The organism is Variovorax nivicola (assembly GCF_051216475.1).
Lineage (GTDB): Bacteria > Pseudomonadota > Gammaproteobacteria > Burkholderiales > Burkholderiaceae_C > Variovorax.
In genome coordinates this window covers 282859-300910 of the sequence record NZ_JBPJZK010000008.1, presented here as the reverse complement: position 1 = coordinate 300910, position 18052 = coordinate 282859, and the positions used below count along the sequence as shown (strand labels likewise).

Genomic DNA, 18052 nt, shown 5'->3' with positions numbered 1-18052 from the left:
GGCTCAGATCAGCTTTTCGTCTGGCGTGGAGATTTTCCGCAGCGGGCTGTGGCGCGTGGCAGGCATCTTCAGCGGGTGCTCGGTCTGGCTGTCGTCCCACACCGGGTCTTCGATGCTGTCGAACACCTCGCGCAGCTTCTGGCCCCAGCTGCTGTGCACCATGCGGTAGTAGGGGTTGTCGGCGTCGATGCAGATGACGCGGTCGGTTTCGAGCTTGTTGGCCTCGTACACCACCAGGTCGAGCGGCAGGCCGACCGACAGGTTCGACTTCATGGTCGAGTCCATCGACACCAGGGCGCACTTGGCGGCTTCGTCCAGCGGCGTTTCGGGCGTGAGCACGCGGTCGAGCACGGGCTTGCCGTACTTCGACTCGCCGACCTGGAAGTAGGGCGTCTCGGTGGTGGCTTCGATGAAGTTGCCGGCCGCGTAGACCAAGAACAGGCGCATACCTTCGCCCTTGACCTGCCCGCCGAAGATGAAGGACACGTTGAAGTCCAGCCCCGCATGCTTCAGCGCCTCGGCGTCGCGGTCGTACACGTGGCGCACCGCCGAGCCGAGCACGCGCGCGGCATCGAACATGCTTGTGGCGTTCCAGATGGTGATGGGCTCGCCCTGCGTGCCGTCTTCGCGTGTTTCGCGCAGCTCCTCGATCTGGAGGATTTCGCGCACCGACTGCGAGATGCTCAGGTTGCCCGACGACAGCAGCACCATGACGCGGTCGCCCGGCTGCTCGTAGACGATCATCTTGCGGAAGGTGCTGATGTGGTCTACGCCCGCGTTGGTACGCGAGTCGGAGAGAAACACCAGGCCGGCGTTGAGTTTGATGCCTACGCAGTAAGTCATGGGTTCGTCTTGCATGACCGGCGCCGGCTCATGCGGCACCGAGTTCACGTTTATTCAGTTTTTGAAGGGCATACAAGGCATCGAGGGCCTCGCGCGGGCTCATGGTGTCGGGGTCGAGCGCGGCCAGCGCGGATTCTACGGCGCTGGCCAGTGGTGTCTCGGCCACCGGGGGCGGTGCAAACAGGTCAACCTGTGCACGAGTTTGCGCATGCTGCGATTCAAGCGCTTCCAGTGCCTGCCGCGCATGGTTGACCACCGCTGCGGGCATGCCCGCGAGCCGCGCCACCTGGATGCCATAGCTCTTGCTGGCAGGGCCGGGCTGCATTTCGTGCAGGAACACGATGTCGCGGCCCGCTTCGGTTGCGCTCACGTGCATGTTTACCGCGCCGTGATGAGTGGCCGGAAACTCGGTCAGCTCGAAGTAGTGGGTGGCGAACAGTGTGAAGGCCTTGCTGCGGTCGTGCAGCTGGGCCGCGATGCCGGCGGCCAGCGCCAACCCGTCGAAGGTGCTGGTGCCGCGGCCGATCTCGTCCATCAGCACCAGCGACTGCGCGGTGGCGCTGTGCAAGATTTGCGCGGCCTCGGTCATCTCGAGCATGAAGGTCGACTGCGCATTGGCCAGGTCGTCCGCCGCGCCGATGCGGGTATGGATCGCGTCGATGGGCCCCAGCCGGCACGCGGCGGCCGGCACGTGCGAGCCGATGGAGGCCAGCAGCACGATGATTGCCACCTGCCGCATGTACGTCGACTTACCGCCCATGTTGGGGCCGGTGATGACCTGCATGCGCTGCTGCGGCCCGAGTTGCGTGTCGTTGGCGATGAAGCCGCCCGACGACTTCTCGGCCAGCCGCGCCTCCACCACCGGGTGGCGGCCCTGCTGGATCTCGATGCACGGATGCGCCACGAAGCTCGGCGCGCGCCAGTGCAGCGTGTGCGAACGCTCGGCCAGCGCGCACAGCGCATCGAGCGTGGCGATGCCGCCGGCCAGCTGCGTGAGTGCGGGCACCGAGGGCTGCAGAGCGTCGAGCAATTGCTCGTACAGCCACTTCTCGCGGGCCAGGGCGCGGTCTTGTGCGCTCAGGGCCTTGTCCTCGAAGGCTTTCAGCTCGGGCGTGATGAAGCGCTCGGCATTCTTCAGCGTCTGGCGGCGGCGGTAGTTGTCGGGCACCTTCGAGAGCGCGCTCTGCGTCACCTCGATATAGAAGCCGTGCACGCGGTTGAACTGCACCCGCAGGTTGCTGATGCCGGTGCGCTCGCGTTCGCTGATTTCGAGCTTCAGCAAAAAGTCATCGCAGTTGTCGCTGATGGCGCGCAGTTCGTCGAGTTCGGCGTCGTGGCCGGTGGCGATCACGCCGCCGTCGCGCACCAGCGCGGACGGGTCGGGCTTGATGGCGCTGGTCAGCAGGTCGGCGCAGCCGGGCGGCGGGGCCAGGCGTTCGGTGATCTGGGCCAGCAGCGCCGCAGTGCCGGGCAGCAGCGGCGCAAGCTGCTCCGCTTTCGATAGCGCCAGGCGCAGTGCCAGCAGTTCGCGCGGGCGCACCTGCCGTAGCGCGATGCGGGCGGCGATGCGTTCCACGTCGCTCGTGTTCTTGAGCTGCTCGCGCAGCGTGCGCCAGGGCGCGGCCGTGCCGCCGAGCACGGTCGATTGCAACGCGCCGATGGCTTCGAGCCGGGCTTGCGCCTCGGAGCGCTCGCGCCGGGGCGAGAGCAGCCAACGCTTCAGCAGGCGGCTGCCCATGCCCGTCATGCAGGTGTCGAGCAGCGAGAACATCGTGGGCGAGTCTTCGCCGCGCAGCGTCTGCACCAGTTCGAGGTTGCGGCGCGTGGTGGGCGGCAGTTCGATCAGGTCGCCGTCGCGCTCGACCGACAGGCGCTGCACGTGCGAGAGCGCGCGGCCCTGGGTGTGCTCGGCATAGCCCAGCAGCGCGGCGGCTGCGGCGTGTGCATTGGTCAGCGATTCGGCGTTCCAGGCGGCAAGGCTGTTGCTGCCCATCTGCTCGGCCAGCTTGCGTTCGCCCAGGCCGCCGTCGAACTGCCACGCCGGACGGATCGACAGCGTGAACGGCGTGGCGCTGCGCGCGGCCTTCAGTCGCTGCTCGAAAGCTGGCGTCACTTCAGCGCTGTACAGCAGCTCGCTGGGTGCGATGCGGGCGATCCAGGCTTCGAGCGCGTCGGCCGGACACTCGGCCAGCCGCAGTTCAGCGCCGGTCACGCTGAGCCACGCCAGCCCGCAGAAATTGCGCGAACCCGCATGCACCGCGAGCAGCAGCGATTCGCTCTTGTCGTTGAGCAGTTCGGAGTCGGTCAGCGTGCCGGGCGTGACCACCCGCACCACCTTGCGCTCGACTGGGCCCTTGCTGGCGCCGACTTCGCCCACCTGCTCGCAGATGGCGACCGATTCGCCCAGCTTGATGAGGCGGCCAAGGTAGGTGTCGACGGCATGGAAGGGCACGCCGCACATCACCACCGGCTGGCCGGCCGACTGGCCGCGCTGGGTGAGCGTGATGTCGAGCAGGCGCGCGGCCTTTTCGGCGTCGGCCCAGAAGAGTTCGTAGAAATCGCCCATCCGGTAGAACAGCAGGGTGTCCGGATGGTCCGCTTTGAGGCCTAGATACTGGGCCATCATCGGGGTGTGCCCGAGCGTTGCTTCTGCCCCGCCAGGGGATGCCGTCGATTTATCCTTCGAATTCAATGATTTCGCCTTGTGTCTGTGTCGGGGTATCCGAGCGAGCCTTGGCTCGGATTATCTTGTATGGGACATCCGCAAGGCGCCGGCTGGGCCTGCACTCACCACTCTAAAATCCCCCGACGCGACCCCCGCGTGAAGAACAAACAAGGCGCCCATGGCCCAGCTGGATGATTTCAAAGGCCTTGAAGCGAATGCGGCTGCGCTGCCCGGCAGCGCCACCTTGCCCGCAGAGCTTGCCGCGCTGTATCTGTGCATAACACCGGCGCAGCTTGCGGAGCTGCGAAAGTCGAAACGGCCCGAGGGGCGCGCGGGCCACAGCCCGTCTGTCATCAGGCCGGTGGAAGGCGGCGCAGCGGGTTCCAGGGACCCGGTGCTCTACAACTTGAGCTCCTTGCGCGACTTTGCGAAAGCGCACGCCGCTCCATCCGCCTTCGACACCGCGGCCAGCACCGGCATGCTGGGTTGGGTGTCGGCGAAGCTGCCTTTCTTCGCGGAACTCGAACCCCGCATCAAGCGCGGCAAGCGCGTGATCATCGGCGGTGCCTGGGACCGGACCGACCCCCTGCGCGAGGCGCGCTTCGTCGATCTCGCGAAAGGCCGCATCCGATTCGCATCGCTGACCTGCTCCGAAGCTGCGGCCAGCCTGTGGGCCGATGTTGCGAGCCATTCCGCGCTGGCTGAAAAGGGGCTCGCGCTGCTCAGGAGCGAAACGCAAGCCATCGAGGCTTCGCTGGCGGCCACCGCCCAACTGGCCGCAACTTCGAATTCCAACGCGACGACCTGATCGACGTCCAGATTGAACATGGAAGAGTACCGATGCTGATCAATTGCGTCGCTTATGAAAACGGCGCCAAGCTCGCCGACATCTCGGTCGAGGCCATCAGCGACTACATCAGCCGGCCGGGCTGCTTCGTCTGGGTGGCGCTGAGCGACGCCTCACCGGAGGAACTGAGCGTGATGCAGCACGAATTCGGCCTGCATCCGCTGGCAGTGGAAGACGCCCGTAATGGCCACCAGCGGCCGAAGATGGAGGAGTACGGCGACTCGCTCTTCGTCGTCATGCACATGGTCGAACCCTCGCCCGAGGGCGAGCACTGCACGAACGTGGGCGAGGTCGACGTGTTCGTCGGCAGCAACTACGTGCTGTCGGTGCGCAACCGCAGCAAGCAGGGCTTTCTTGGCGTGCGCGAGCGCTGCGAGCGCGAGCCGGAGCTTCTGCGCAATGGCGCGGGCTTCGTGCTGTATGCATTGATGGACGCGGTGGTCGACCGGTACTTTCCGGTGATCGACGCGCTGGAGGACGAGCTCGAGGTCATCGAGCAGCAGCTTTTCGGCCAGGGTGGCGCGGCCCGCGACAAGATCAAGCAGCTCTACGAACTGAAGCGGCGCAGCATGATCCTCAAGCGCGCGGTGGCGCCGCTGCTGGAGGCGTCCGGCAAGATGCACGGCGGGCGCGTGCCGCAGATCTGCGCGACCTCGCAGGAATACTTTCGCGACGTGGGCGACCACCTGGGGCGCATCAACGGCTCGATTGACGCGATGCGCGACACCATCGGCACGGCGATCCAGGTGAACCTGTCGATGGTCACCATCGAGGAAAGCGAAGTCACCAAGCGCCTTGCGGCCTGGGCCAGCATCTTCGCCGTGTGCACTGCCTTTGCCGGTATCTGGGGCATGAACTTCGAGAACATGCCGGAGCTGAAATTCCGTTATGGCTATGCGGTGGCGCTGGGGCTGATCGTCAGCACCTGCGGCTATCTCTACTACCGGTTCAGGCGCGCCGGCTGGCTTTGACTGTGAGTGAGGGCGGAGCTTGCTAAGGCCCAACTAATAAACATGTAGATAATCAAGTTCCTTATGAAAAGGGACTTCACCCAGCGCTTCGGCTTCCTCGTCAAGAGCGTGAGCAAGCTCTACAGCGAAGAGTTCGACCGCCTCGCGCTCGAGCGCATCGGCCTCACCAGCGCCCAGTGCCGCCTGCTCGGCGCGCTGGCCATGCACGGCGATGAAGAACCACTCTCGCAGGCCGAACTCGCGCAGCGGCTCGACCTGACCCCGATGGCGGTGGCCGGCCTGTGTGACCGCATGGCCGCAGCCGGCTGGATCCGTCGCGAGCCCAGCGCCACGGATCGCCGCGTCAACAAGATTCATCTGGAGCCGAGCGCCGAGAAAGCGCTCGACAGCGCGCTCAGTCTCAGCGACGGGCTCAATGCCCGCGTGATGGCGGTGCTGTCGCAACCCGAGCGGGTGCAGCTGCTTGGCCTGCTCGCCAAGGTGCGCGGTAGCCTGGTCGAAATCACCTCGAGCGAGGGCAAGAAGCCATGAGCGTCGCGCCCGGAACCAAGGTGCCGCACCGCGGCATGATCACCGTCTCGATCATGCTGGCGACCATCATGCAGGCGCTCGACACCACGATCGCCAACGTCGCCTTGCCCCACATGCAGGGCAGCCTGCAGGCCTCGCAGGACCAGATCACCTGGGTGCTCACCTCGTACATCGTGGCCTCGGCCATCGCGTTGCCGCTCACGGGCTGGCTGTGCGGCCACTGGGGGCGGCGGCGCGTGTTCATCATCTCGGTGATCGGCTTCACGGTGGCCTCGGCGCTGTGCGGGCTGGCGACCTCGCTGGTCGGCATCGTGGCCGCGCGGCTGCTGCAGGGCATCTTCGGCGCGGCGCTGGTGCCGCTGTCGCAGGCGGTGCTGCTCGACATCAACCCGCGCGAGAAGGTCGGCCAGGCAATGGCGATCTGGGGCGCGGGCATCATGGTCGGGCCCATCCTCGGGCCGCTGCTGGGCGGCTGGCTCACCGAGAACTTCGACTGGCGCTGGGTGTTCTTCATCAACCTGCCGGTGGGCATCTTCGCCTTCTGGGGCATCGCGCGCTACCTGCCGGAGAGCCGGCCGCAGGGCGAGAAGCTCGACATCTTCGGCTTTGTCACGCTGAGCCTAGCCATCGGCATGCTGCAACTCTTCCTCGACCGCGGCGAGCAGCTCGACTGGTTCGACTCGTGGGAGATCAAGCTCGAAGCCGCCGCCGCGCTGGTGGCCTTCGGCTTCTTCGTGGTCCACACGTGGACGGTGCAGGGCGTGTCTTTCTTCGACCGCGACCTGCTGAAAGACCGCAACTTCGTCACCGGCCTGCTGTTCGCGTTCATCGTCGGCATGATCTTGTTCGCGACGATGGCGTTGCTGCCCAACTTCCTGCAGGGGCTGATGGGCTATCCGGTGGTCTACACGGGCGAGGTAACGGCGCCGCGCGGCGTCGGCACGATGATCGCGATGATCATCGTGGGGCGGCTGGTGCAGAAGGTGGACGTGCGCGCGATCATGGCTGTGGGCTTTGGCCTCACGGCGTTCTCGCTCTACCAGATGACGCGGCTCACGCTGCAGATGGACAGCACGCTGATCATCGTCTCGGGCTTCATCCAGGGCCTGGGCATCGGCTTCACCTTCGTGCCGCTGTCGACCGCGACCTTCGCCACGCTGGCGCCGCGGCTGCGCAACCAGGGCACGCCGATCTTCAGCCTGCTGCGCAACATCGGCAGCAGCGTGGGCATCTCGATCGTGCAGGCGCTGCTGACCGAAGGCTCGAGCAAGGCGCACGCGCAGATCGCGTCGACCGTGGCGCCGGGCAACACCGCGCTGTCGACGCTGCCGCAGATGATGTCGCCCGACACGATGACGGGGCTGGCGCTGTTGAATGCGGAGGTGACGCGGCAGGGAGCGCTGATCGGCTACCTGGACGACTTCGCCATCATGATGATCATCACGGTGCTGGCGATTCCGCTGCTGTTGCTGATCAAGAGCCCGAGGCGCAATGCGGCGGCCTCAGGCCCGGCCGAAGTGCCGCACTGAAAGACCCGTCATTCGTCGTGCGTGTCGTGCGTTGCCACTGCACCGCGACGCCAGTAGCCCGAGGCCCGCGTCCACTTCGGATTCGCGCCGCGCTCGCCCACCAGGTGCGCGCGCAGCGCCTTGGCGATGGCCGATTCGCAACCCACCCACGCATGGAAGTCGCCGGCCGGCAGTTGGATGGTCTTCAGCGCATCGAGCAGCACGGGGCTCAGGCCCGGCTCGGTGCCGCGGCGGTGAACCCATTTCAGCGTGAGTTCGGCTTGCGTGTCGAACGGAATCTCGTCGGCTTCGTTGTCGACTTCCGCCAGCACCACCGCGCGAGAGCCGGCCGGCAGCTCGGCCAGGCGACGCGAGATGGCGGGCAAGGCGGTGTCGTCGCCGATCAGCAGGTGCCAGTCGAACTCGGTCGGCACGATGAACGAGCCGCGCGGGCCGCCCACACCGAGGATGTCGCCGGGCTTGGCCTGTTCGGCCCACTGCGTGGCTGGGCCGGCTTCGTGCAGCGCGAAGTCGATTTCGAGCGTGCCGGCCTCGGCGTCGTGGCGGCGCGGCGTGTAGTCGCGCATGGTCGGGCGGCCGCTTGCGGGCCACACGGGGCCATCGGGGCCGGCCGTGGGCAGCGTGAGCTTGCCGGTGGTGGCATCGGGAAAGAAGATCTTCGCGTGGTCGTCGAAGCCGGGGCTGGTGAAGCCCACGAGGTCGTCGCCCGTGAGGGTGATGCGGATCAGGTGCGGCGTCACGCGCTGCGCGGTTTTCACCGTGAGCTGGCGAAAACGCAGGTCGTGGCGCACCCGGCGCGGCGTGCGATCGGGTGCTGTGGAAGCAGATGAAGTACTGAAGTCAGTCATTGCAGAGGTCCTGGGTGAGCAGGGCGGGTTGAGATGGGGTTCAGATCTTTTCGATCTGCTGCGCGGCGCTGTCGAGCACCGCGGCGAAGTCGTGGGCCTGCTGCTCGGTCAGCACGCCAGACAGGCGCATGCGCATTGCGAGCTTGAGGTTCTCGATGGCGCGCGTGACTTGCGGCGGACGTCCACCGCGCGGGCCGGCGCCGTCGATGCCGCCGCTCATGCGGGACATCATGGCGTCGGCCATCTCGCGATTGGCCGTGAGGAATTCCTGGCCGCTGGCCGTGATGCTGTAGCGCTTGCGGCCGCTGCCGTCGGCGGTTTCCACGCTGAGGTAGCCCATTTCCTCGAGCAGCGTGAGGGTGGGGTAGACCACGCCGGGGCTCGGCGCATAGCTGCCGCCGAGGCGGTCTTCGATGGCCTTGATCAGTTCGTAGCCGTGGGCCGGCTTGTCGGCGATGAGCTGCAATAGTACGAAGCGCAGGCCGCCATGGCCGAACACGCGGCCGCCGCCACGTCCGCCACGGTGTCCGCGGCCGCCGGAAAGGCCGTCTTCATGTTCGCCGCGGGCGGTGTGGCAGTGGTGATGGTTGAGATGGAAATGTCTCATGGTGGGTATCCTTTGTGATGTGTATCGGAATTATTTTAGATATATCTAAAATAAAGTCAAATCGATACGCGCCGGGATACCCGGCACGGGTGTCAGGCAGCGCCGGCGCGGTGCTCCTGCAGGTGTGCCAGCGTCAGCGCTTCGCCGATGTGCGACATCTGCACGGCGGCGGCTTCGGCGGAGCCTTCCGCAGCATCGACCACGCGCTCGAACATCTCCATTTCGTAAGTGGCCACCGCTGCGGCCCAGTCGTCCTGTCCGGCGAGCAGGGCGGCCAGCTCGGCAGCGTCGCGCATCGCGGCGTTCACGCCTTCGCCGCCGAACGGCGACATCACATGTGCCGCATCGCCCAGCAGCGTGAGCCCGCGTCGGGGCGCCCAGCAATGGCCGACCGGCAGCGCGTGGATGAGGCGGGGAACGAACTGGTCGTTGCTCACCCGGAAGAGGTCGGTGACGGCATCGGCATAGCCCGAGAACTCCGCGAGCAGCGCGCTGCGCACTGCCGCGGGCGAAGAGAAGTCGAAGCGCTTCGCTGCCCAGTCCGTCGGCACACGGAAGATCGCGTAGCCGCGGATATGTGCGTTGCCGTTGCGCTGCACGATGATTTCCTTTCCGTCGCCTTGCACATCCAGCTTGCCCCGGCCGACGAGCTGCGCGATGGCCGGATGGCTGCGGTCGACGTCGTCGATGCCGAACTCGATGAAAGTCAGGCCGCTGTACTGCGGCTTGTAGGGCGATAGCAGCGGCCGCACGCGTGACCACGCGCCGTCCGCACCGACGATCAGATCGAACGGGCCGGCCTCGCCGCCGCCAGCGAACGAGAGGTTCCAGCGCCCGCCTTCCTGCAGCCGCATGTCGCTCAGCGCACGGCCCCACTGCACGCAGTTGGCCGGCAGCGACGCCAGCAGCATGTCGCGCAGCGCGGTGCGGTCGACCTCGGGGCGATTGCCGGCGGAGGCATCGGGTTCCTCGAACAGCACGCGGCCGGTCTTGTCGAGCAGCCGCGAGCCCTGGTCGTCGTAGCGCGCGATGCGCTGGAACTCGCTGTCGAGCCCGGCGCGTTGCACGGCCAGCAGGCCGGAGTCTTCGTGCAGGTCGAGCGTGCCGCCTTGGGGCCGCGCGAGCGGGCCTTCTTCGCGCTCGAACACGGTGGCATGAATGCCGGAAAGATGAAGGATGCGGGCCAGCGTGAGTCCGCCGGGGCCGGCGCCGATGATGGCTATGCGGGGATTGGTGTGCATTTGGATTGCTTTGCAATAAATGATAGGTTCCTATTTATATTAGCATAGGAGGCTATGCATGTAAGATATCCCGCATGACCGACACCGAGACACCCAACCCCCTGAAACTCATCGGCCGCGTGACGCGCGGCTTCACCCGCATCGCCGACGTGGGGGTCCGTGAACTCGGCTTTGCCGTGGGGCAGCTGCCGGTGCTGGTGTCGCTCAAGAAAAGCAAGGCGCTGTCGCAGGCCGAGCTCGCGCGCATCGCGCAGGTGGAGCAGCCCAGCATGGCGCAGCTGCTGGCCCGCATGGAGCGCGATGGCCTGGTCGAGCGCGTGCCCGACCCCTTGGACAAGCGCAGCCGCCTGATCTCGCTGACCCCGCTGGCCGCCAGGCGCTTGCCCAAAGCCAAGGCTGTGATGGACGCGCACACGCAGGAGGCGCTGGCCGGCTTTTCCCCCGAAGAGGTCGAGCAGTTGACTGCGCTGCTGGTGCGGCTCAACGCGAACGTCGAGAGAATGGGTGGCGGCTAACGGCTTGCGGTAGCGGGCGCGTTCTTCTGATCCGCGTCGGTCAGCGTGCGCAGGAACGCCGCCACATCGCGAATCTCCGCTTCGGTCAGCGCCGGCTTGTCGCCGCGTTTCTGCCCGAAGGGCGCATCGGTGTTGATGTTGGCGTGGTACTGCGGCGGCAGGTCGTCGTACTGCTGCACGATGCCTTTGGCCGAACGCGCATACCAGCGCTGCGGTGTGGTGTCGCGCTGCGCGTAGAAGCGGATGGCTTCTTCCAGCGTGTGGAACACCCCGTTGTGGAAGAAGCTCTGCCGCACCGCCACGTTGCGCAGCGTGGGTGTGCGGAACAGGCCGCAGTATTCGGAGCGGTCCTTCATGTCGGTGCGGTACGGGCCGCACAGGCCGAGGTCGTAGAACGCCGGATCGGCATTCGCCTTGAGCTTGCGATTGCGCGGCACGGCCAGCGCGATCAACCCGAAGTCGGTGAAGAGCGGAAACGCGCCGTCCTGCGTGCGTACGCTGATGTGGCACGAGGCGCAGTTGCCCTTGTTCTCGTCGTTGAAGAGCTGCAGCCCGCGCGCCTCGGCCACGCTGAGTTTGGCCTGGCCGCGCAGCACCGCGTCGTACTTGCTCGTGAACGGATAGAAGTCCTTCGGCGACTGCTGGAACACTTCCAGCGCAAGGCCCGCGGCCTTGAAGGCGGTGTCGGGGTTCTTGAACACGTCGTCGCCGAAGGCCTTGCGCAGTTCATCGGCGTAGGCCGCGCGCTCGAGCTTGGCCGACACCTCCGCCACCGACGCATTGCCCATCTCGGCGGGCGACAGCAGCGGCATGCCAGCCTGCTCGTGCGCGGAGCCGGCGCGGCCGTCCCACATGTGGCCGCCGGTGGGGCCGGCGTCGATGCTGTCGTCGCCGTCGTTGTCGTGGTGGTGCTCGGTGAAGGCGATGAGCGTTTCCAGGTATCGCAACGAGGGCGCGGCGCGCGGGCCTTCCTGCTTGCCGTCGGCGCCGCCGAGTTGCACCGACAGCGAATTGGGCGGTCCCCACGCGTGCTGCGGATCGTGGCAACTCGCGCACGAGGCCTTGCCCGTGGCCGAGAGGCTACTGTCGAAGAAGATGCGCCGGCCGATCTCGGTGAGCTGTGCGGCGCTGGGCTGTGGGCGGCCGGGCACGGGGGCGTAGGTGGCGCCGACGTAGGCGGGCTGAGCGGGGGGCGCTGCGGGGGCCGGCGTTGGCGCGGCTTGGGGGGGCGGTACCGGCGTCGAAGCAGTCAGCGATGCGGGCGCATCACGGCCACAGGCGGCAAGCACGCCACACAGCAAGGCAGCCGCGGCAAGCACGGCCAGTCGGCGAAGAGAGCGCGTCGTCGGGGGCACGTGGAGAAAGGATGGGCGGACGGAACCGCGAGGCAACCGGCGAGGATCGGTTTCGCACATGTCAACGGCGTGACATTTGGCGGAGATTTCTTAGCCCTGAATTAGCAAGCCCGGTGTACGACGAATTGCAACATGGCTGTCACGCGTCACGCCGAGCATCACGGCGCCCGGCCGCGGGTCTGGTTCATCCACATCTCATAACTCCACTCATGATGAATTCATCCCAACGTAGCAGCGCGTCCTTGCGCGGACGCAAACTCGTGCGTCACCTGACTCCCTGGCCGACAGCCATTGCGGCGGCGGCGATGGTCGTGGCCTGTGGCGGTTCCGACAACAACTCGGGCTTCTTCGGGTTCCCTTCCGGCGGCACCAGCACGACGACCACTTCGGGCGTTGTCACCGGCAGCTACTACCGCAATGCCAAGGTCTGTATCGACACCAACAACAACGGTCGCTGCGACAGCGGTGAACTCGCCACCACCACCGATGCCAACGGCGCCTTCACGCTCTCCGGCCAAGGCGCCGTGGTGGCCGAGATCGGCACGTCGAGCAAGCGTTTCGACCCCACGACCAATGCCGAGACCGCCGTCACGCAGCCGCTGGTGTTCCGCGCACCGGCCGCAGCCAACGGCGTGGTGAGCGCCATCACAACCGAACTGGTGGCGCTGATGGATGCCAACGGCGGCAACCTCGCCGCCGCGCGCACCGCGCTGGCCGCACGCCTGGGCGTGAGCGAAGCGCAACTGCTGGCCGATCACAACAAGATCACCGACGCCGGCATCAAGACCGCGCTGCAGAACGAGATCGACCAGGCTATCGAGCGCATCGCCGAGGCGGTGGCCGAGGCCGGTGCCGGCGGCGACGTAATTGCCGCGCTGCGCAACCGCTTCGCGCTCGACCAGATCACCAATGTCGTCGTCATCTACGCGGAAAACCGCGGCTTCGACAACCTGTACGGCCTGTTTCCCGGTGCCAACGGCATTCCGGGCGTGAACCCGACTTCGCTGACCAAAACGCCGGATCCGCAGAAGGACTTCGACGGCTCGACGCTGCCGACCCTGCCGCCTGTGTGGGGCGGTGTCACCGCGGCTGGCCAGACCACCACGGTCACGCAGGCGCAGACCGTGGGCATGCCCAACCAGATGTTCCAGATCGACGCCGAAGCGGGCTTCTTCAACACCGGCACCAAAGTCGACCAGACCGTCATCTCGCGCGACCTGGTTCATCGCTTCTACAACAACCAGATGCAGATCAACGGCGGCAAGAACGACAAGTTCACCGCCTACTCGGATGCCGGCGGCCTCAGCATGGGCTACTACGACGGCACCAAGATGAAGCTGTGGAAGGTCGCGCAGAGCTTCACGCTGGCCGACAACTTCTTCATGGGCGCGTTCGGCGGCTCGTTCCTGAACCATCAGTACCTCGTTTGCGCCTGCGCGCCGCTGTACCCCAACGCAGATGCTGCCTCGTCACCCGCCAAGGCCAGCATCTCGGCCATCGACACCGACGGCGCCGGTAACTTCGTGCGCCTCACGCCCGCCGCGGGTGCGTCGACCTCGGTGCTCAGCGCCGCGCCCACGTACCTGAACGACAGCACGCTGACGCCGAAGGACGCTGCCGGCAACTTCTACGCGGTCAATACCATGCAGCCGCCGTACCAGCCCAGCAACAACGCCCCGGCGGCCAGCGACACCAGCAAGCTCTTCGCCGACCCGACCAAGGCCAACACGCTGCCAGCGCAGACGCAGGCCACCATCGGCGACCTGCTCACGGCCAAGGGCCTGAGCTGGGCCTGGTATGGCGGCGCGTGGAAGGACACCACGGCCATCGCAACGGGCAGCCGCGTGTTCCCGGCCGCCGTGCCGCCGGCCGCGCAGACGCCGAACTTCCAGTTCCACCACCAGCCGTTCAACTACTACGCCGCGTTCGACCCGAGCGCCCACCCCGATGCGCGCGCCGCGCACCTGAAGGACTTCGACGCCGACTTCCTGAAGGACGTGTCCGCCGGCACGCTGCCCGCCGTGAGCTTCTACAAGCCGCAGGGCAACCTGAACCAGCACGCCGGCTACGCCAGCGTGGCCGACGGCGACGCGCACATTGCCGACCTCATCGCCAAGCTGCAGGCCAGCCCGCAGTGGAAGAACATGCTCGTGGTTGTCACGTACGACGAAAACGGCGGCTTCTACGACCACGCGACCGTGCCGAAGGGCGACCGCTGGGGTCCCGGCACACGTATTCCGGCGCTCATCATTTCGCCGTACGCGAAGAAGGGCTTCATCGACAAGACCCAGTACGACACCGCTTCGACGCTGCGCTTCATCACGCACCGCTGGTCGCTGCCGCCGCTGAAGGGCCTGGTCGAGCGCGACGCCGCGCTCGTGAAGAACGGCAGCCATCCGATGGGCGACCTGACCGCCGCGCTCGACTTCTCCCAGAAGCCCTGAGCTCTGGCATTGCTCTGAAGCGGAAGGGAGGAGGGCGTGGAGCCCGCCTCCCTTTTTTCATTTGCCGGCTGCTGTCGCCGCTGGCACGGGCAGATGCAGGCGCAGGCAGGTCTCTCCGGGCTGAGAGCGCACCGTGAGTGCGCCACCCAGCGCGGCGGCGCGCGTGTGCATGTTCGTCAGCCCCTTGCCAGCGAACTTGGCTTTTTCGTCGAAGCCGCGGCCGTTGTCGATCAACTCGATCTCGATGATTTCGCCGGTGCTGGCGGGCACCAGTCTCGCGCCGAGGCTGGCCCGCGTCGCCCGCGCGTGCGCCATCAGATTGGCGAACGCCTCGAACAGCAGCATCTGCGTCTGGTGGGACTCGCGCGCACTCCAGCCTGTCATCAGCGGCAGGGGGCCCACATCCCAGTGCAGTTCGATGCCGGCGGCCTGCAGGCGCGGCCCCAGGCGGTAGCGCACACTGCCAAGGGCCGAGGCCACGTCGCCCTCGCAGCCGTGCATGGCGTCCACCGTGAGCTTGAGCTGGTCCACCGCGTCGCGCAGGTGCAGCGCCACATCGCCGAGAGCCGTTCCCGGCTGCTGGGTCATCTGCAGCAGCCCGACCAGTTGCCCTCCGAGACCATCGTGCAGGTCCTGCGTCAGGCGCTGGCGTTCTTCCAGCGCGCCGCGTGCTTTTTCTCCTTCCCGCTCGCGGGCGAAGGAGGCTTCCAGGGCGGCGTTGCGCTCGGCGAGCTCAGCCTCCAGCGAGGCGTTCATTGCCGCCATCGCCCGGGCGTCCTTGCGCATGCGCTCGGCGATGACCCATGCCAGCGTGATGGCGAAGCCAACCCAGGCGAAGCGTATCCAGGGCACTATCGCGTAGGCCTCGGGCGAGGTGCGCATCACCCATACGTCGCGCACACCGCACAGCACGACCAACACCACCGCCAGAGCCAGCACGCGGTGTTCCAGTACGGCACTGCGCAGCGCCACACGCAACACGACGAACATCATCGCCATTGCCGCCAGGAGGCTCATCCCCCGCCACAGCGGCATCAGCCACACCAAAGGCACCATGATGCCCAGCACGGCCGCAACCGGCGCCAGCCAGGCCATCAGGCCCAGCAGGCGTGCCAGGCGGGTGTCGTCCCGTCCCACCACGGCCAGGGCGAAGCGGCACAGCAGCGGCACCGCTGCCTGGAACGCTGCCAGCGGCAGCACACCCCACAAGGGCCAGGGCAACGGTGCATGCGTGAACAGCACGCGCGCCGTCTGCAGCGACCACAGCAGTTCTCCCAGACCGTAGTAGAGGTAGATCGGTTCACGCTGTCGCAGCCACACCAGCAGCGACAACGCTCCCAACACCCCGCTCACGATGGCGATGAAACGCCCGCCGCTGACCTGCCAGAACAGGGCGCTTTCGTACAACGGAAGAACCTCGGCCTTGCTGCCCACCACCACCGGCGACAGCCCGCCCAGCCGTGCAGCCTGTGCCGCGATGACGACTTCGACGCGATGCGGTGTCGTCGAGCCCGAGGCCGGCAACACGAAGTACTGCGGCGCAACGACGGCATCGTCGTAGGGGCCCGGCGGGAAGGCGCCGAACCGCGCCAGCTCCTGGCCGTTCACCAGCACACGAAAACTGTTGCCCAGGCGTGGCACGAACAACGCCAGCGGCGCGGCAGGGTCGGCCACCGGTATGTCGAACGCGAACCGCGCCTCGCCGTCGACTGCGCCTTGCCGCTGATCCCAGTCATAGGGCAGTGCGACGGTCTGCGGCTTCTGGGCTTGCTCCGGCGCCTGACCGCGCAAGGTCAGCGTGAACTGCGCCTGCTCGATGAGCGTGACGGCCCGCGAAGGAGCAGCCCATCCGGCTCCCAGCACCGCGAGCATCAACAACAGCAGTGCCCTCATGCTTTCGCCCCGATGAGCGGATCCAGCTCCGCGCGTAGCCGCCTTATGGCCACTTCATGCCGCAGCGTTTGCGCCCCGCGTCCGTAGGTGCCGGCCTTGCGGATCAGCCGCAGTTGCTCTCGCTGCAGCTGCGTCTTCAGGCGCCTTGCTTTCCAGCCGAAGGTCCATCCCATCTCCCGGCGAACCTTGTAGCGCTGCATGGGCGCGCCCAGGCGAACCCATTCGTCGTCGCGGATCAGCTCGCGCTCCGGCACGAACCAGGCCGCGAGGGCATGCAGGTATGTGCCGTTCTCGCGAGCGGCAACCCGCCAGAAGAGCCCGGCCGCGATGACAACGGGAATGCCCTTGACGATCAGCAGCACGGCCATCTCGCCGTATCCGCCATCGAAAAGGTCTTCCAGAAACGGCGCGTTCCACACGAAGTGCATGGCCCATGCGAGGCCGAAGCACAGCAGCGCGCAAGCAACCCGCATCACCATCGGCCGCTCCGGGTGGAGCAGGAACCACGCAACGCCGAAGGACGCGATCGTCGTGTAGGCCGCGTGGCTCCACAGCCCGCTCAGCAACCCGCGCGTCAGCAGGTTGAGCAGCACCGGATACACCTGGTTTTCGAGCGGAAAGTGCATGGACGAATTGACGGTGTAGCTCAGGTTCTCGATCACCTGAAAGCCCAGCCCCGCCATCGCACCGACGATCAGCACAGAGAGATAAGTCTGAAACTGGTTGCGCGCGACCAGCACGAGCAGGATGACGCCGGCCAGCTTCAGGAATTCTTCCGTGATCGGCCCCGCAATTGCCGGCCCCCAGACCGCGACGAACTCCGGCGACACCAGCTTCGCGCACAGGCTCTGAATGGCAATGTTGGCCGGCGCTGCGAAATACACCGCGCCCATTCCGCCCCACGCAAAGGCCAGCACATAAGCCTCTGGCGGATGCTGCTCGAGCAAGTCCAGCGTGCGAAAGGCCTGAAAGAAAGCCAGGGAGTAGAGCCCCCACACCAGCAGCCCCAGAAACGCGGTAACGGGCACCACGCGGAACCCCATCGAGAACATGCTGATCGTGTAGAACAGCCCGTTGACGATCAACGCCGTCAGCACCCAGAACGCGGCGCGCTGCGGCTGGAAGAATGAATCGGTGCCAACCGGCCAGCCCGCGTCGTCCTGCTCGAAGACGGGCGAGCTCATTGCGGTGCCTCCAGGTCCATCGAGTCCAGCATGCGCCGCGCTTCCGTCAGCGCATCGTCCATGCCGTCGTTGGAGCCGTAGAAGTCGATCTGCACCAGCGACTTGCGCCGCAGGTCGACCACCTGCCAGAACCGGCCGGCCAGCTTCGAGCCGTAATAGGCGAAAGTCTTGCCCTGCAAGCCCCAGGAAGTGACGAAGTCGGACACGTCGCCGTCGATGCTCAGGCGCTGGCCGCGCTCCATCAGCCGCTGCTGCCGCACCAGTGGCCCGTCCGGTCCGCCCGCCCATGGGCCCGTGGTTACCAGAAACTTGTGGCCGCCCTTGAACAGCATCAGCGACTGGCCCGCTTTCGAGCGAGCCACGTCCATTTCCCATCCATCGGCGGGAATGAACCGGGCCTGGCCGACGTCGACCGTCTCCCCCACGGGCAACGGCCTGCTGCCCGAGGTATGGCGGTCCCAGAAAGTCAGGCCGCCCACGTAGACGGCAATGGCAAGAAGCACCGCGAGCGCGCCCGGCCAGGTGCGATACGGTATTCGGCGTGAGGGCTCGTGCATCCTTTGATCCTGCCATACGATC

15 protein-coding genes are annotated in these 18052 nt (G+C 66.6%); 6 read left to right on the top strand and 9 right to left on the bottom strand.

The window, feature by feature from the left end; translation table 11 throughout:
• Nucleotides 1–3: 3 nt before the first annotated feature.
• Complete coding sequence (locus ACSFBF_RS28275) at nucleotides 4–843, bottom strand: proteasome-type protease (RefSeq protein ID WP_435472820.1); 840 nt, start codon at nucleotides 841–843, stop codon at nucleotides 4–6.
• A gap of 28 nt (nucleotides 844–871) precedes the next feature.
• Nucleotides 872–3466 (bottom strand): DNA mismatch repair protein MutS, encoded by a 2595-nt coding sequence (mutS, locus tag ACSFBF_RS28270; RefSeq protein WP_435472770.1) that lies wholly within the window; start codon nucleotides 3464–3466, stop codon nucleotides 872–874.
• A gap of 220 nt (nucleotides 3467–3686) precedes the next feature.
• Here mutS and ACSFBF_RS28265 point away from each other — a divergent pair, with 220 nt between their 5' ends.
• The 4 genes from ACSFBF_RS28265 to ACSFBF_RS28250 all read left to right on the top strand — a co-directional run bounded on the left by ACSFBF_RS28265 (nucleotide 3687) and on the right by ACSFBF_RS28250 (nucleotide 7386).
• Complete coding sequence (locus ACSFBF_RS28265) at nucleotides 3687–4316, top strand: hypothetical protein (protein ID WP_435472768.1); 630 nt, start codon at nucleotides 3687–3689, stop codon at nucleotides 4314–4316.
• Nucleotides 4317–4348: 32 nt separating this feature from the next.
• The gene (locus ACSFBF_RS28260; RefSeq protein ID WP_435472766.1) at nucleotides 4349–5326 is read left to right on the top strand and encodes a magnesium and cobalt transport protein CorA; all 978 of its coding nucleotides are present in this window, start codon (nucleotides 4349–4351) and stop codon (nucleotides 5324–5326) included.
• Between the two features lie 63 nt (nucleotides 5327–5389).
• Nucleotides 5390–5857, top strand: a complete 468-nt coding sequence (locus ACSFBF_RS28255; protein ID WP_435472764.1) for a MarR family winged helix-turn-helix transcriptional regulator — start codon at nucleotides 5390–5392, stop codon at nucleotides 5855–5857.
• The gene (locus ACSFBF_RS28250; protein ID WP_435472762.1) at nucleotides 5854–7386 is read left to right on the top strand and encodes a DHA2 family efflux MFS transporter permease subunit; all 1533 of its coding nucleotides are present in this window, start codon (nucleotides 5854–5856) and stop codon (nucleotides 7384–7386) included. Before ACSFBF_RS28255 ends, ACSFBF_RS28250 begins: the two co-directional genes overlap by 4 nt.
• A gap of 8 nt (nucleotides 7387–7394) precedes the next feature.
• Here the strand turns inward: ACSFBF_RS28250 and ACSFBF_RS28245 are convergent, their stop codons facing one another.
• The 3 genes from ACSFBF_RS28245 to ACSFBF_RS28235 form a co-directional block, all read right to left on the bottom strand.
• Entirely contained in the window at nucleotides 7395–8234 is an 840-nt protein-coding gene (locus ACSFBF_RS28245) for a siderophore-interacting protein (protein WP_435472760.1), read from the bottom strand.
• A 40-nt stretch (nucleotides 8235–8274) separates the two neighbouring features.
• Entirely contained in the window at nucleotides 8275–8841 is a 567-nt protein-coding gene (locus ACSFBF_RS28240; RefSeq protein ID WP_435472758.1) for a PadR family transcriptional regulator, read from the bottom strand.
• A gap of 92 nt (nucleotides 8842–8933) precedes the next feature.
• Nucleotides 8934–10082 (bottom strand): FAD-dependent oxidoreductase, encoded by a 1149-nt coding sequence (locus ACSFBF_RS28235; RefSeq protein WP_435472757.1) that lies wholly within the window; start codon nucleotides 10080–10082, stop codon nucleotides 8934–8936.
• 74 nt (nucleotides 10083–10156) lie between these two features.
• Here ACSFBF_RS28235 and ACSFBF_RS28230 point away from each other — a divergent pair, with 74 nt between their 5' ends.
• Nucleotides 10157–10597, top strand: a complete 441-nt coding sequence (locus tag ACSFBF_RS28230) for a MarR family winged helix-turn-helix transcriptional regulator (RefSeq protein WP_435472755.1) — start codon at nucleotides 10157–10159, stop codon at nucleotides 10595–10597.
• On the opposite strand, the gene ACSFBF_RS28225 is transcribed toward ACSFBF_RS28230, so the two are convergent.
• Nucleotides 10594–12012: a cytochrome-c peroxidase gene (locus tag ACSFBF_RS28225; RefSeq protein WP_435472753.1), complete on the bottom strand. Its 1419-nt coding sequence runs from the start codon at nucleotides 12010–12012 to the stop codon at nucleotides 10594–10596. The genes ACSFBF_RS28230 and ACSFBF_RS28225 overlap by 4 nt on opposite strands.
• A 245-nt stretch (nucleotides 12013–12257) precedes the next feature.
• On the opposite strand from ACSFBF_RS28225, the gene acpA reads away from it, so the two are divergent.
• Nucleotides 12258–14396 carry an acid phosphatase gene (acpA, locus tag ACSFBF_RS28220; RefSeq protein WP_435472818.1) on the top strand — a complete coding sequence of 713 codons (2139 nt, stop codon included), beginning with the start codon at nucleotides 12258–12260 and terminating at the stop codon, nucleotides 14394–14396.
• Between the two features lie 57 nt (nucleotides 14397–14453).
• Here acpA and ACSFBF_RS28215 read toward each other — a convergent pair whose 3' ends face one another.
• The 3 genes from ACSFBF_RS28215 to ACSFBF_RS28205 are packed head-to-tail and all read right to left on the bottom strand — an operon-like array spanning nucleotide 14454 to nucleotide 18030.
• Nucleotides 14454–16289, bottom strand: coding sequence for a sensor histidine kinase (locus ACSFBF_RS28215; RefSeq protein ID WP_435472751.1), 1836 nt, complete (start codon nucleotides 16287–16289; stop codon nucleotides 14454–14456).
• On the bottom strand, nucleotides 16286–17473 hold the full coding sequence (locus tag ACSFBF_RS28210; RefSeq protein WP_435472749.1) for a PrsW family intramembrane metalloprotease: 1188 nt from the start codon (nucleotides 17471–17473) through the stop codon (nucleotides 16286–16288). Before ACSFBF_RS28210 ends, ACSFBF_RS28215 begins: the two co-directional genes overlap by 4 nt.
• A complete protein-coding gene (locus ACSFBF_RS28205) occupies nucleotides 17470–18030 on the bottom strand; it encodes a hypothetical protein (protein ID WP_435472747.1) in 561 nt (186 codons plus the stop codon). Before ACSFBF_RS28205 ends, ACSFBF_RS28210 begins: the two co-directional genes overlap by 4 nt.
• Nucleotides 18031–18052 lie beyond the last annotated feature (22 nt).

Coding starts and splice junctions, on each gene's coding strand:
- ACSFBF_RS28275 (WP_435472820.1), bottom strand. CDS start 843: ATGACTTACTGCGTAGGCATCAAACTCAACGCCGGCCTGGTGTTTCTC.
- mutS (WP_435472770.1), bottom strand. CDS start 3,466: ATGGCCCAGTATCTAGGCCTCAAAGCGGACCATCCGGACACCCTGCTG.
- ACSFBF_RS28265 (WP_435472768.1), top strand. CDS start 3,687: ATGGCCCAGCTGGATGATTTCAAAGGCCTTGAAGCGAATGCGGCTGCG.
- ACSFBF_RS28260 (WP_435472766.1), top strand. CDS start 4,349: ATGCTGATCAATTGCGTCGCTTATGAAAACGGCGCCAAGCTCGCCGAC.
- ACSFBF_RS28255 (WP_435472764.1), top strand. CDS start 5,390: ATGAAAAGGGACTTCACCCAGCGCTTCGGCTTCCTCGTCAAGAGCGTG.
- ACSFBF_RS28250 (WP_435472762.1), top strand. CDS start 5,854: ATGAGCGTCGCGCCCGGAACCAAGGTGCCGCACCGCGGCATGATCACC.
- ACSFBF_RS28245 (WP_435472760.1), bottom strand. CDS start 8,234: ATGACTGACTTCAGTACTTCATCTGCTTCCACAGCACCCGATCGCACG.
- ACSFBF_RS28240 (WP_435472758.1), bottom strand. CDS start 8,841: ATGAGACATTTCCATCTCAACCATCACCACTGCCACACCGCCCGCGGC.
- ACSFBF_RS28235 (WP_435472757.1), bottom strand. CDS start 10,082: ATGCACACCAATCCCCGCATAGCCATCATCGGCGCCGGCCCCGGCGGA.
- ACSFBF_RS28230 (WP_435472755.1), top strand. CDS start 10,157: ATGACCGACACCGAGACACCCAACCCCCTGAAACTCATCGGCCGCGTG.
- ACSFBF_RS28225 (WP_435472753.1), bottom strand. CDS start 12,012: ATGTGCGAAACCGATCCTCGCCGGTTGCCTCGCGGTTCCGTCCGCCCA.
- acpA (WP_435472818.1), top strand. CDS start 12,258: ATGGTCGTGGCCTGTGGCGGTTCCGACAACAACTCGGGCTTCTTCGGG.
- ACSFBF_RS28215 (WP_435472751.1), bottom strand. CDS start 16,289: ATGAGGGCACTGCTGTTGTTGATGCTCGCGGTGCTGGGAGCCGGATGG.
- ACSFBF_RS28210 (WP_435472749.1), bottom strand. CDS start 17,473: ATGAGCTCGCCCGTCTTCGAGCAGGACGACGCGGGCTGGCCGGTTGGC.
- ACSFBF_RS28205 (WP_435472747.1), bottom strand. CDS start 18,030: ATGCACGAGCCCTCACGCCGAATACCGTATCGCACCTGGCCGGGCGCG.